Here is a 12809-nt window from a genome sequence, read left to right on the forward strand (position 1 = left end):
CGGGGTCGTCGACCGCTGGGCCTGCCGCGGCGATGGTGCCGATCAGCCGAGACCGCCGTCAGGCGATCCGAGGTGCGGAGCCGTTGGTGGCGCAGCGAGTGTGAGCAAGGGCAGGACGACGTCGTCGACGAGCCGGTGCTGGGCTTCGGCGTCCGGGGGAGTGCCGTCGAGCAAAGTGGACAGAAACAGCTGAGCGACGGCCAGGCCGAGCACCGCGGGCGGGTTCGCCGCCGTCACCGGCTCGCCGCGGGCGGCGGCCCGGTGGGCGATGGCCGTCGCGACCGCGTCGCCGGTGCCGGCGATCTGGGTGCGGATGAGGTCGCGCAGCGCGGGATCCTCGCGCACCGCGCCCAGGAGTCCCAGCAGTGATGGGCCGTGCTCGCCGGTGAGGGCGCGTGCCATGCCCTCGACCGCGACGAGCAGGTCGTCGCGCAGGGTGCCCGTGTCGGCGATGTGCAGGGTCTCGCCTTCGGCGTGCCGTCGCAGTGCTTCCGCGACCAGTTCCGCTTTTCCGGGCCATCTGCGGTAGATGGTCATCTTGGACGCCTTCGCGCGGGCGGCGACGGCGTCCATGCTGAGCCGGTCGTAACCGATCTCGCCGATGAGGTCGACCGCGGCGGCCAGGATCGCGTCTTCACGGGCTTTGCCTCGCCGAGGCGAGGGTGTCTCGGCTTCGGACGTCATCGATTCTCCTTGACTTCTGTACGATACAGTATCGTACAGTACGGCGATGCGGATCAAGCCCTTCTCCCTCGACGTTCCCGAATCGCAGCTCGCCGACCTGCGCGAACGCCTGCGCCTGACTCGCTGGCCGGAGCCCGAAACCGTGTCCGACACGAGCCAGGGCCCGCGACTGGCCAAGATCCGCGCCTTGTGCGAGCACTGGAGCGGCGGTTACGACTGGCGCCGGTGCGAGGACCTGCTCAACGGCTTCGGCCAGTTCCACACGGAAATCGACGGCGTCGACATCCACTTCCTGCACGTCCGCTCGCCCGAGCCGGACGCGCTCCCGCTGATCATGACCCACGGCTGGCCCGGGTCGGTGCTGGAGTTCCGCAAGGTGATCGGCCCGCTCACCGACCCGGCGGCCCACGGCGGGGATCCCCGCACGGCGTTCCACCTCGTCGTCCCGACGATGCCGGGCTTCGGTTTCTCCGGCAAGACCACCGAACCGGGCTGGACGCTCGCGCGCACCGCCGGCGCCTGGATCACGCTGATGGACCGGCTCGGCTACGACCGCTGGGGCGCCCAGGGCGGGGACCTCGGCGCCGGCGTCACCGACGAGATCGGCCGGAAAGCACCCCCGGGCTGCGTCGGCCTGCACCTGAACTTCGCCATGTTCTTCCCGACGCCGCAGGAGCGGGCCGAAGCCACCCCGCACGAACAAGCCATGCTCGACAGCGCCGACTACTTCTGGGAGACGTTGTCCGGCTACGCCAAGGAACAGTCCACCCGGCCGCAGACCATCGGCTACTCCCTGGCCGACTCGCCGGCCGGGCAGGCCGCGTGGATCTACGCGATGTTCCAGGACACGTGCGGCACCCCGGGTGACGCGGAAGCGTCGTTCACGCACGACGAACTGCTCGACGACATCATGCTCTACTGGCTCCCCAACGCCGGGTCGTCCGCCGCCAAGACGTACTGGGAGATGGCCCGCGCCCGCGCGGCGGCGTCAGGTCCGCCCGCCCCGATCACGATCCCGACGGGCTTCACGATGGCGCCGCACGAACACGTCCGGAAGTCCCGGCGCTGGATCGAACGCCGCTACACCGATCTCGTCCACTTCGCCGAACTCGACCAGGGCGGGCACTTCCTGGCGCTGGAACAGCCGGACCTCTTCGTCGCCGAGGTCCGGGCGAGTTTCGCCACCCTGCGCTGAGCACGCCGCCGGCGAAAGTCGCTTGACACGCATCGCGGCGCTTGCTTTTCTCGTGATCCACGCACTGGACCGGGGGGACCATGCAGCCGCACTTCTACGCGCCCGTTCCGCAGAGACCGATTGCGCCACTTCGGCCGCTCGCCGGGTGGCAAAGCGCGTCCGCGATCCTGATCATCGTGACCACCGCGGCCGGCCTCGCGGACGTCGCGGGCGAGTGGGGCGCCTTCCCCGATGACGTCTGGTCGGTCGTGGTCCGGACCTCCCTCGGGAGCCGGTTCGTCACCGGGATCGTCTTCATGCGGTGGCTGTGGCTCGCCCGCACCAACGCCGAGGTGATCGAACCCGCCCGGCACCGGCACTCGCCCATGTGGGCCGTGCTCGGCTGGATCGTGCCGATCGTCAGCTTCTGGTTCCCGCAGATGGTCGTCCAAGACGTCTGGAACGCCGTCAACCCCCAGCGGCCGCGCGGAACGTGGCAGCTGTACCGGACGCCGGGCGCCGAGCTGGTCACCTGGTGGTGGGCCGCCTACCTCACGAACCAGGTGCTGTCCACGAGCGGCGCCCGCCTAACCGGGGATGCGACGATCACGCGCTACAGCGACACCGTCGCGGCGGTGGCCCTGGTCGTGGCCGCGGTGCTGATCATCAAGATCAGCACCCGGATCACGGCCTGGCAGACGAACCCCCGCTGAGCCTCTGACCGGCGAGACGGTCGCCCAATTCGTTGCGGAGGCCGCTGACCTGGAGCGAGTGGAGGACACTGATGACCCGCTCGGCGTGGGTCGAGACGGCCAGAGGTGTTACCGAGGGCATTCGAGAAGGATTGCGCTGCCCGGAAAACAACGATGACCTTCTTGAAGTGGAATGGTTTCCGGGCCCCAGCGGCAGAAGTGGCGAGTACCGAATGCGCTGCCCATCGTGCGGTGCTGAGAACTGGATTCGAGAGGGATGACCTGCGCGGCGGAGATGCCGCAGGCGTCGGCCGTCCGGGTCAGTCTGAGGTTGGTGGAGTGGCTGAACAGCCCGGCGATCAGGTTCCGCTCGACTCCGGGCTGCGGGCCTGCTTGCCGGTGGCGTAGGTGAAGCTGTCGAGGTAGCCGGTGCGGTCGTCCAGCTCGATCAGCGGCGACACGATCGGCGCGACCCGGCACGTACCCGTCGCCGGTGCGCAGCTCCCGGTAGTGCCGGTAGGCGCTGCCCCGCCTGGGATCACACCGTCACCCGCCGGCCGCCGGGATCACTCGCGAGCATCCAGCGTGCTGAGGAAGTGTGTGAACGCCTCATTTGCGCGGTCGTGGTCCTCGGTTGCGTCGAGATCCATGAGGAGGCCGCGGATGACGGCCAGGACCAAAGTGGCCAATTCCGGCCGATCCATGCTGCGCAGGCCTTCTTCGAGCGGGCCGAGCCAGTCTGTTGTCGCCGCTTGGCGGAAGTCGGGCCGGTGCTGTTGCGCCGCGCTTTCCCGCCACAGTCCGAACATTCGCAGGTACGGCCGGCCTTCGGGGCCGGTCATGAACGCCCAGGCCTGCGCGAGGGTGACGGTGTAGGGCCGGTCGGGGCGTACGCGCAGCACGTCGCCGAATGTGGCTAGCTGGCGTTGCCGCGCACTATCGAGGATTGCGCTCAGGAGGGCGTCGCGCGTGCCGAAGTGGTAGATCAGCATGCGCGCCGACGTGCCGGTGGCGCGAACCAGCGGGTCGAGCCGGTCGGGCAGGCCGTGTTCGAGCGCGTGGTCGGTGCACGCGTCGAGCAGCCGCTGCTTGATCTCGGGCTCCGGTCGTCGTCCCACGAAGCTACTTTTTCACGTAATAACCGCTACGTCTAACGTCGGTGTTCCGCAGCGACGTGGAGGTAGTGATGAGGGTTGTGTTCGTGCACGGGGCGTGCGTCCGGGACGGATCGTGGTGGTGGCACCGCATGTCCGGGCTCCTGCGGGAGCGAGGCGTGCCGAGCGTGAGCCCGGCGCTGCCGAGCTGTGGGGAGACCGGTACGCCCGGCGGTACTGGTGGTCCGGGGTTGGCCGAGGACGTCGACGCGGTGCGTCAGGTGCTGCGGGACAGCGACGAACCGACCGTCGTCGTCGCCCACAGCTACGGCGGGATCGTGACGGCCGAGGCGGCCGCGGGCGTGGCTTCGGTGCGGCACCTGGTGCTGATCTCCAGCTACCTGCCCGAAATCGGGCAGAGTCTCGCGGACTTCGGTGACGGCGCCCCCGCGCTGTTCCTCGACGTCGACCCCGACGCGGGCACGTTCGGGGTTCGCCCCGAACTGCTGGTGAACACGTTCCTGCAGGACTGCGACGCCGACGTCCAGGCCGAAGCCGCGAACCACCTGACCCGGCAGAGCGTGCGGGTCACCGGCGAAGCGGTCGGGGCGGCCGCCTGGCGGGACGTGCCGACGACGTATCTCGTGTGCGCCCAGGACGCGGGCACGCCGGCCCGGTCGCAACGGGAGTTCGCCCGCAAAGCCGGTCGCGTCGTCGAACTCGACGCGGGGCATCACCCGTTCCTGTCCCGGCCCGCCGCGGTCGGCGACCTGCTGCTGAGCCTGCCGTGAGCGACGACGTCGACTGGCTGGATGGCACGAACCGGTTGCACGGCAAGGAAGACCTCAAGACGTACTGGCTGGACCAATGGACGCGCACGCGCACCCACGACCAGCCGTCGGCGTTCACCGCCATGGCGGTGGTGGTGGGCCGGGTCAACCGGGTCGACCCCAGCCGCGAAGATCGCGGCCTCGTGCGCGGGTCAGGTGATCCAGCCCGAATCCTGCGCCACGCGGATGCTGTCCACAAGGGAACGGGTGCGCAGCTTGCTCTGGATCGCGGCCAGGTGGTTGCGGACGGTCCCGGTCGCCAGCCCGAGTGCGGTGGCGACCTCCTTGGGCGGGCTTCCGGCCGCGGCGGCGGTCAGCACCTCGCGTTCCCGCGGGGTCAGCGGACTCTCTCTGGCCGCCCAGGCGGACAGGGTCAGGCTGTTGCTGACGGCTCGGCGGCCGTCTTCGACGGTGTAGATGACGTCGTGTAGATGAGCGACGCCTTCGTGCAGGTAGACGACGCCCCGTGGTTTGTGGGAGAGGATCCTCTGGGCGTCGTGACTGGACAAGGACGTCACGAGGAAGATCAGATTGTTGTGTTCGGTCGCCTCGGAGGCCCTGGACTCCTCCTGCCGGCAACGGTGCTGGAGATCGTCTTCCGCGGGGTAGAGGACGAAGACGAGAGAGTCCTGGTCGGCGAGTGCGGCGCGAGCAAGATCGATCTGCTCGAAGTCGAACACCCGGTGCGGGTCGAAGTCGTAGGCCCGGGCGAGCAGCGCGGCGACCGCCGCGCGGTTGATGGTGTCCGGGCCGATGAGAATGGCTTGCTGCATAAGGGCTCACCGCGCTCGGAGTCTGCTGGGGATGTGGTTATTCGATCATGGTGAAGGCACCCTACGTCACCGCACTCGCCTGTGCAGCCACCCGTGAGGGTGAGGTGGGATGGTGCGGGAGGTGCCGCCAGAGCCGTTCCACGCCAGCGACTGCAGTCCCCGCGCAACCGGTGGTGTAGATCGTCGAGCTGGTGGGTATGTCTGTTTTGTCCCGAGCGGATCTCGGGGCACGCACCTGGTAGGTGGCGCCGGATAAATCCCCAGGCCGGCGCCGCCTGCCGTATAACGCCCTACACGTCTGCGCTCGGTCGCATCCTGAGCCGTCGCTCAAGGGCGGCTGAGGTCGGCTTCCGCCAGGGCCCGGACCACGTCCGCGCGGCGCTCGGGTGATTCGCGGACCGTGCGGCTCATCTCGACGTGCAGGAAGACCGTACTGTCCGCGGCGGCCGCTTTGCCCTGGACGTTCGTCGTCCCCTCCAGGCCCTTGCAGCGGTCCTCCCAGCCACGGCAGACGGCGAACCCGGCCGCGGTCAGGCGGTCGGCCGCGCGGCGGGCCGCGTCGCCTGCCGGTGTCGCGCCCGAGGAGAGCACGATGTCGGTGCCGGCCTGGTTCTGGTCGTGGAAGCCGTGCAACTGGACCTGGGTGAGGCCGCGCGCGGCCAGCGTCGTCGCGACGACGTGGAACACGGAGTCCTCTTCGTGGGCGACGTCGGCCTTGCCGTCGTCCGCCTTCCGGTGCGCCCCCGCGATCAGCAGCACCGCGCCGGGCACCCGGTGGAACAGGTCGACGCCGAACAGTTCGGTCCGGAGGTCGAACGACGGGTGCGGCACCTCGACCACCAGCGACGGCGGCGCCGACCGGTCGATCACGTACATCCCCCAGGCCCGTTCGGTGCCGGGCTCGTTCGTCGCGATCGTGTACGGCCGCCCGGTGGCCGGATCGACACCGTTCCGGACGGAAAATCCCAGCTTTTCGAAATCGGCGGTGCCCCGGCGGTCGACGAGCGCGGCGAAACCGCTCGCGGTCGTACGACGTTCGTCGGTTTTCGGTGAGCGGTACTCCTGGTCCGCCGACAGACCGGACGTGAACTTCGTTACCAGGGAATCGAGAGCCGGCTCGGGCGGGGGCGATCCGGGTGGTGATGACTCGTCGTCACCGAGAATCAGCACCATCGTCAAGACCAAGGCCAGCGCAAGGGCCGTGCCCATCACGCTGAGCCACATCCGCGGTCGGCTGATCATCACCCGGAGTGTACTGATCCCACTTTGTGGCCCGGCTTACCTACCGTTTGTCACCCGATGGGCGGAGTTGTAACGTGACCGACTGCTTCGTTGATACCTTCACGTAACCCGAACGGGTTGACGTTCCGCTACCGGCCCCAGTGGCCGGCGACCCGCCGGGGTCGCGTATCCGAAAGGGCCTTGGGGGAGCGGTTGAACCGGCCGAAACAGTCCGACGTGCCAGCAGCGCGGTTGCGCGAGCAGATTCCGGAAGCGGGTTTCCCGCGCGGAGCCGGTGTCGCGTCCGCGACCACTTTCGTTCTTCTGCTGCTCATCACCGCTTTCACCGCGCTTTACCTCTCGACCGCCGGGCCGCTTTCCCTGATCCGCGCGACCGACAGTTCCGGGCGCGTTTCCGACGAGGTCGCCGCCGGTCAGCAGCGCACCACCGCCGGTCTCGCGCAGGGCATCGCGACGTCGGTGACGAGCGCCGCCGGCGACCTCCAGGTAGCCAACGGCTCCGGGGTGTTCGACACCGCGGACGACACCGCGCTGCTCACCCGCCTCGGCGAGACGTACGGGGACTGGCGCGGCATCGCCGTCTACGACCCGGTCGCGCAGAAGGTCGTCGCCACCCGCGGCGAACCCGTGCCGGTGCAGAACCTGAGCGGTGTCGCCGTGGCGAACCTCACCGTCCGCCCGGTCGCCCGCGTGGGCGACACACCGCTGGTGCTGACCGCGTTCCCGCTGACCGGCGCCCGTGCCGGGAAACTCCTGGTCGTCTCGACGGCCTTGCGCGGCATCCGCGGCGAGCTGAACGAAGCCACCCAGCAGCAGATCCGGCTGGTCACCGCCGACGGCGCCGCCCTCTACACCCGCGGCACCGACGTGCCCGCGACCGACCGCGCCGCCCAGGACCTGTTCGCCCGTGCCGCGACCGCTGCCGCCGCCGCGCAGACCGGTGTCCTCACCGGCGACGCCGCGGCCGACCCGGCCAAGCCGGGGCCGCAGGTCGCGCCGGTCGTCTCGTACGCGCCGGTCACGCCGTCCGGGATCGGCGGCAGCCTCGGCCTGTCGGTCGTCTCGTTCAGCCGGGTCCCGGTGGAGGCGGTGCCGGCCCGCTGGCCCGGCCTGATCCCCGCGGCCGCGTTGTTCGCGCTGGCCGTCCTGGGTTTCGTGCTGCTCCGGCGGACGATCGTCGCGCCGATCCGCCGGCTGCGCACCGACGCGCTCGCCGTCGCGGCCGGCGTGCTCGACGAACCGGTCCGGCAGTCGCGCATCCGCGAGGTGAACCGGGTGACCGGCGCCGTCGAGCGGTTCCGCGCGAAGCTGCGCCGCCGCAAGCCCGCCGCGAAGGTCCGCGCGTTCCTGTCGGCCCAGCTCGTCCTGGCGCTGGTCACCCTGGCGCTGCTCGGCTGGTCGGGCGCGGTCGCCGCCACCCTCGGGCGCCAGTCCGCCCAGGTCTCGCCGACGATGCTCAGCGAGCACGGTCTCCGCGTCACGCGCTCGGCCGACACGCTGCGCCGCAGCCTCGCCGAAGGCCTGGCCGATCTGCAGTCCGTCGCGCGGCTCGGCCAGGGCAAGCAGCCGGACCAGCTGCGCGGCATGCTCGACCAGCTCACCGGCGACGGAAGCCGGTTCCGCAGCGTCTACGTCGCCGACGCCCAGGGCGCGGCGGTGCAGCAGGCCGGGCGGGAATCGCTGCGCGACCCCGGGAAGCTGCCCGACGGCGAGGGCCTGCGCCAGGGCAACACCAGCGGGCGCGTCCCGGTCGTCTACGCCTTCACGCCGCTGCCGGGTTCGAAGAACGTCCTGGTCGGCGAGTACGACGTGCCGCGGATGGCCGAGCTGCTCGGCACCGCGGGCGGGCGCGTCCGGGTCGTCGACGAGGGCAAGCGCACCATCGCCGACACCGAGGGCTACCTCGCGTTCAGCACGCTCACCGACCCGGCGCTGATCGAGAACGTCGACGCGGCCCAAGCGGGCAAGGAGGCCCGCGAGACGACTCCGGCGGCGCTCGTCGCGGCGCAGCGGCTGGCGGACAAGGGCCAGGCGGCCACGCTGAAGTGGGTGGTCGTCGCCGAGCAGCCGATCGAGTCGCTGGGCGTCGCGGACAACACCGTCCGCTCGGGCGCCCGGGTCGCCGCGCTGCTCACCGCCGTCGTGGCGCTGATCCTGTTCGCCTGGCACTTCCTGCTCGTCCTGCGCCCGCTGCGCCGGATCGGCGAGGAGGCCGAGCGGATCGCCGGTGGCGTCACCGGCGCCGTCGTCTACCCGCAGCGCCAGGACGAGATCGGCACGATCGCCTCGTGCGTCGAGATCTGCCGGCAGGCCTTGACGGACGGCCGCGACCGCCTGGGCGAGGTCCGCCGCCCGGTGGGCGCGGCGACCGACGAGACGGAGCTGCTCCAGCGCGTCGAGGACGAGCCGGGGCCCGAGGCACCACGCGACCGCCTCGCCGCGCGGCGGGCGCCGGCGGCCCGCGCCGGCGAGCGCCGGGAACCGGCCGGTGCGGGCCGCGCGGCGCAGAAGCCCGCGCACCGGTCGACAACGACGCCGAAGAACCCGGCCGAGCGCCGCGAACCGGCGAAGCGGCCCGCGGAACAGCCCGTCGCCCAGCGGAAACCGGCGGAACCCCCGGCAAGCCAAGGGAATCCGGCGCCACGGCCCGCCGGGCAGCCGAAGCCCGGCGAGCGGCCCCGGCCGCAGACTCCGCCGCGGCTGCCCGCCCGCAGTGCCGAGGAGCAGGCCAAGAGCGACTACCTGAGCTGGCTGGACGGGGCCGGGGTCTGACGTGACGTTCCTCTACGCCGTGCTGGTACTGGCATCGGCGGCGATGCTGGCCGCCGGGATCGCCGAGCAGCGGCAGCACTACCGGCACCTGCACAGCATCCCGACCCGGGTGCTGGTCAACGGCATCCGCGGCAAGTCGTCCATCACCCGGCTCTGCGCCGGCGCGCTGCGCGGTGGCGGCCTGGTCACGACCGCGAAGACCACCGGCACCGCGGCCCGCTTCATCCACCCCGACGGCAGCGAGGAGCCGGTCTACCGCAAGTTCGGCATCGCCAACGTCGTCGAGCAGATCGGCATCGTGCGCCGCGCCGCCGCCTACCGGCCGGACGCGCTCGTCATCGAGTGCATGGCCGTCATGCCGGACCTGCAGGAGATCAACCAGAGCAAGCTGATCCGCTCTACCATCGGCGTCCTGTGCAACGTCCGCGAAGACCACCTCGCCGAGATGGGACCGACCCTCGACGACGTCGCGCGGTCGCTGTCGCGGTCGATGCCGGTCGGCGGGATCTGCCTGACCGCGGAGAAGGACCGGCTGCACATCCTCCAGGAAGAAGCCGCGAAGCGGGACTGCGAACTCATCGCCGTCGACCCCGAAACCGTCTCCGACGCCGAGATGCGCGGCTTCAGCTGGATCACCTTCAAGGAGAACGTCGCGATCGCCCTGGCCGTCGCGGACCTGCTCAAGGTCAACCGGCAGCTGGCCCTGCAGGGCATGTGGGACGCGCCGCCGGACCCGGGCGTGCTGCAGGTCCACCAGTACCGCGCCGGTCGTCGCCACCTGCGCTTCGCGAACGTCTTCGCCGCGAACGACCCCGAATCGACCCTGATGAACATCGCCCAGCTGCGCAGCCAGGGCGCGATCGACGACCCGCTGCACGTGATCATCAACTGTCGCCCGGACCGCGTCGAACGCAACGGCCAGATGGGCGCGCTCATCCCGAAGATCGCCCCGGAACGCGTGGTGCTGATCGGCGAGCCGACGCGCAGCGCCCGCGCCGCGATCCCGCCCGAGTGGCACGACCGCGTCGTCGACCTCGGGGGATCGCGCACGCCGCGGGAGCTGCTGCGCGGGATCGTGGCCGGAGTCGAGCGGAGCGCGTCGCTGATCGCCATCGGCAACATCCACGGCCAAGGGGAACTGCTCATCGAAGAACTCGCGAAACTGGAACCGGTCGCCTGATGCTCACCACGTCCCTCGCCCCCGAGATCGCCACCATCGGGCTCGCCATCGGCCTGCTGCTGTCGCTGGTCTGCTACCTGACGACCAACCTGTCGCCCGGCGGCATGATCACGCCCGGCTGGATCGCGCTGACCATGGTCGAGGACTACCGGCGCGCGGCGATCATCGTGCTCATGACGGCGCTGACCTTCGGCGGGACGAAAGCGTTGCAGCGCATGGTGATCCTCTACGGCAAGCGGCTGTTCGCCGCGGTCGTGCTGCTCGGCGTCGTGCTGCAGACTACGTTGCTGCTCTTCCTGCAGGCCGACTTCCCGCTGCTGTTCGTGCACCAGACCCTCGGGTTCGTCGTGCCCGGCCTGGTCGCCTACCAGCTGGTGCGGCAGAAGCCGGTGGCCACGATGCTCGCCACCGGCGGGGTCAGCCTGGCCAGTTACGCGATCCTGATCAGCGGCGTGCTGGTCGGGCTGGTCCCGACGGTGTGAGGTGAGCATGCGCAAGGCGGTCCGGATCGGTGTCCTCGCCGCGGTCATCGCCGTCTCCGGCGCGGCCGCGGTGTACGTCGCGACGCAGGACGGGCGGGGGATCACGGCCGTCTCCGCCGCCCCGACCGGCGCCGCGGTCGCCGGCGGGTACCGCTACGAGCGGCAGGAGCACCCGTCGCGCACGATCGTGCGGGACGCGGCGGGCGCGCAGCTCGCGTCCTTCACCGACGGCTCCCGCACGGTCATGCTGACCGGCCGGTCGCGGACCTTCACCGAGCCGAAGTTCACCACGGCCGGCATCACGACGACCGCCTGGGTCCGGCTCGCCCCGCAGGCGTGGCGGGCCGGGGCGGAACAGGAGCGGTGGTTCACCGACTGGCTGCCGAAGGCCGTCGGCGACACCGGGCCGGACGTCCTGGCCGTCGCGCTGCAGTACACCGACGGCGCGGCCGATCTGGTGGCGAAGAAGCTGCGGATCGCCGGGGACGCCGGCTTCGGCCCGGACAGCGCCGAAGGCCGGCTGGAGAAGTCGGACTTCTACGACTACCTCGGCATCGGCTGGGACTTCCCGGACGGCACCCACGAGAAAGCCGAACCGGCCCGCGCCCGCTCGCTGGACTGTTCCGGCTTCGTGCGGATGGTCTACGGCTACCGCTCGGGCTACCCACTGCTCGGCACGAACGTGCGGGGGCCGGGCCTGCCGCGGCGCGCGTGGGCGCTGTCCGAGCTGGGCCCGGGCACCTCGCTCATCCGCGACGAGAAGCGCCAGGTGACGGACTTCAGCGCCCTGCAGCCGGGCGACCTGCTGTTCTTCAACCTCGAGCCGCAGCTCGGCACGCAGGTCTCGCACACGGGCATCTACCTGGGCCGCGACAACGACGGCCACCACCGCGTGCTGTCCAGCCGCAAGGTCGCCAACGGCCCCACTTTCGGCGACGCGGGCGGAGTGTCCCTGATCGACGGTTCGGGGACGTACGCGAAGGCGTTCCGCGCGGCCAAGCGGCTCTGACCCGGTGCGTCCTAGACCCGCTGTCCGATCGGCTCCCGCGCGCCGGTCCGCTCGGCGCCGATCCCGGCCGCGACGACGAACAGCACTCCCGCTCCGGCACTCGCGTCGGGCACCTGGTGCAGCACGACGAGGCCGATCACCAGGGCGATGGCCGGTTCCAGGCTCATGAGCGTGCCGAACGCCGAGGTGGTCAGCCGCCGCAGGGCGAGCATCTCCAGGCTGAACGGGATCACCGGGAGCAGCACCGCGAGCCCGAGCCCGGCGAGCAGCAACGGCCACGTCACCTGCTCGACCACCCGGGGCCCGGAGACGAGCGTCGCCACGATCGCGGCGACCGGCATCGACACGGCGAGCCCGCGCACGCCGGTCACCTCGTCGCCGACCCGCTGCGTCAGCAGGATGTACGCCGCCCAGCACAGCGCGGCCGCGAGCGCGTAGCCGACGCCGAGGAGGTCGGCGCCGCCGTGCCACGGTTCGGTCAGCAGCACCACGCCGAGCGCGGCGAGCACGGGCCACGGCTTCTTGCCGCCACCGCCGCGCGCGACCGCGACGGCGAGCGGGCCGAGGAACTCCAGCGCGCTCGCCGTGCCGAGGGGCAGCCGGGCCACGGCCTGCATGAACAGCATCGTCATCCCCGCGGTGACCACGCCGAGCGCGCAGCAGGCCACGAAGGCGCTTCGCCGGAACCGCGAGGGCCTGGGCCGGATCACGACCAGGAACAGCACGCCGGCCCAGGCCAAGCGCAGCCAGGCGGCCGCCTCCGGGCCGATGCTGCCGAGGAGGCCGACGTACAGGGCCAAGCCGGTCTGGACGCACAGCATGGCGAGGACCGCGAGAACCGCTCCGGTACGGGTGGGGGAGAGCACCCGCCCAGGAA

Annotated in this window: 12 protein-coding genes; 7 read left to right on the forward strand and 5 right to left on the reverse strand. The window is 71.1% G+C overall.

Annotation, left to right across the window (positions count from 1 at the left end; genetic code table 11):
• Positions 1-42: 42 nt before the first annotated feature.
• Complete coding sequence (locus tag OG570_RS29460; RefSeq protein ID WP_326952389.1) at positions 43-684, reverse strand: TetR/AcrR family transcriptional regulator; 642 nt, start codon at positions 682-684, stop codon at positions 43-45.
• A gap of 46 nt (positions 685-730) precedes the next feature.
• Between OG570_RS29460 and OG570_RS29465 the strand changes: the two genes are divergently transcribed.
• Positions 731-1879, forward strand: a complete 1149-nt coding sequence (locus OG570_RS29465) for an epoxide hydrolase family protein (protein WP_326952390.1) — start codon at positions 731-733, stop codon at positions 1877-1879.
• 176 nt (positions 1880-2055) lie between these two features.
• Positions 2056-2571: a DUF4328 domain-containing protein gene (locus OG570_RS29470; RefSeq protein WP_326952391.1), complete on the forward strand. Its 516-nt coding sequence runs from the start codon at positions 2056-2058 to the stop codon at positions 2569-2571.
• 545 nt (positions 2572-3116) lie between these two features.
• Here OG570_RS29470 and OG570_RS29475 read toward each other — a convergent pair.
• The gene (locus tag OG570_RS29475; protein ID WP_326952392.1) at positions 3117-3668 is read right to left on the reverse strand and encodes a TetR/AcrR family transcriptional regulator; all 552 of its coding nucleotides are present in this window, start codon (positions 3666-3668) and stop codon (positions 3117-3119) included.
• Between the two features lie 68 nt (positions 3669-3736).
• Between OG570_RS29475 and OG570_RS29480 the strand changes: the two genes are divergently transcribed.
• Positions 3737-4435, forward strand: a complete 699-nt coding sequence (locus OG570_RS29480) for an alpha/beta fold hydrolase (RefSeq protein WP_326952393.1) — start codon at positions 3737-3739, stop codon at positions 4433-4435.
• A 191-nt stretch (positions 4436-4626) separates the two neighbouring features.
• Here the strand turns inward: OG570_RS29480 and OG570_RS29485 are convergent, their stop codons facing one another.
• Both OG570_RS29485 and OG570_RS29490 read right to left on the reverse strand, forming a co-directional pair.
• Positions 4627-5247 carry a helix-turn-helix transcriptional regulator gene (locus OG570_RS29485; protein WP_326952394.1) on the reverse strand — a complete coding sequence of 207 codons (621 nt, stop codon included), beginning with the start codon at positions 5245-5247 and terminating at the stop codon, positions 4627-4629.
• 327 nt (positions 5248-5574) lie between these two features.
• On the reverse strand, positions 5575-6489 hold the full coding sequence (locus OG570_RS29490; protein ID WP_326952395.1) for a hypothetical protein: 915 nt from the start codon (positions 6487-6489) through the stop codon (positions 5575-5577).
• 231 nt (positions 6490-6720) lie between these two features.
• Here OG570_RS29490 and OG570_RS29495 point away from each other — a divergent pair, with 231 nt between their 5' ends.
• The 4 genes from OG570_RS29495 to OG570_RS29510 are packed head-to-tail and all read left to right on the forward strand — an operon-like array spanning position 6721 to position 11932.
• Positions 6721-9261, forward strand: a complete 2541-nt coding sequence (locus OG570_RS29495; RefSeq protein ID WP_326952396.1) for a HAMP domain-containing protein — start codon at positions 6721-6723, stop codon at positions 9259-9261.
• A 1-nt stretch (position 9262) separates the two neighbouring features.
• A complete protein-coding gene (gene pgsB, locus OG570_RS29500) occupies positions 9263-10441 on the forward strand; it encodes a poly-gamma-glutamate synthase PgsB (protein ID WP_326950750.1) in 1179 nt (392 codons plus the stop codon).
• Positions 10441-10923 carry a poly-gamma-glutamate biosynthesis protein PgsC/CapC gene (locus OG570_RS29505; protein WP_326952397.1) on the forward strand — a complete coding sequence of 161 codons (483 nt, stop codon included), beginning with the start codon at positions 10441-10443 and terminating at the stop codon, positions 10921-10923. The genes pgsB and OG570_RS29505 overlap by 1 nt, the downstream gene beginning before the upstream one ends.
• Positions 10924-10930: 7 nt before the next feature.
• Complete coding sequence (locus OG570_RS29510; RefSeq protein WP_326952398.1) at positions 10931-11932, forward strand: NlpC/P60 family protein; 1002 nt, start codon at positions 10931-10933, stop codon at positions 11930-11932.
• Between the two features lie 11 nt (positions 11933-11943).
• On the opposite strand, the gene OG570_RS29515 is transcribed toward OG570_RS29510, so the two are convergent.
• Positions 11944-12798, reverse strand: coding sequence for an EamA family transporter (locus tag OG570_RS29515; RefSeq protein ID WP_326952399.1), 855 nt, complete (start codon positions 12796-12798; stop codon positions 11944-11946).
• Positions 12799-12809 lie beyond the last annotated feature (11 nt).

Source organism: Amycolatopsis sp. NBC_01286 (assembly GCF_035982555.1).
GTDB lineage: Bacteria > Actinomycetota > Actinomycetes > Mycobacteriales > Pseudonocardiaceae > Amycolatopsis.

Coding starts and splice junctions, on each gene's coding strand:
- OG570_RS29485 (WP_326952394.1), bottom strand. CDS start 5,247: ATGCAGCAAGCCATTCTCATCGGCCCGGACACCATCAACCGCGCGGCG.
- OG570_RS29480 (WP_326952393.1), top strand. CDS start 3,737: ATGAGGGTTGTGTTCGTGCACGGGGCGTGCGTCCGGGACGGATCGTGG.
- OG570_RS29510 (WP_326952398.1), top strand. CDS start 10,931: ATGCGCAAGGCGGTCCGGATCGGTGTCCTCGCCGCGGTCATCGCCGTC.
- OG570_RS29460 (WP_326952389.1), bottom strand. CDS start 684: ATGACGTCCGAAGCCGAGACACCCTCGCCTCGGCGAGGCAAAGCCCGT.
- OG570_RS29465 (WP_326952390.1), top strand. CDS start 731: ATGCGGATCAAGCCCTTCTCCCTCGACGTTCCCGAATCGCAGCTCGCC.
- OG570_RS29505 (WP_326952397.1), top strand. CDS start 10,441: ATGCTCACCACGTCCCTCGCCCCCGAGATCGCCACCATCGGGCTCGCC.
- OG570_RS29490 (WP_326952395.1), bottom strand. CDS start 6,489: ATGATCAGCCGACCGCGGATGTGGCTCAGCGTGATGGGCACGGCCCTT.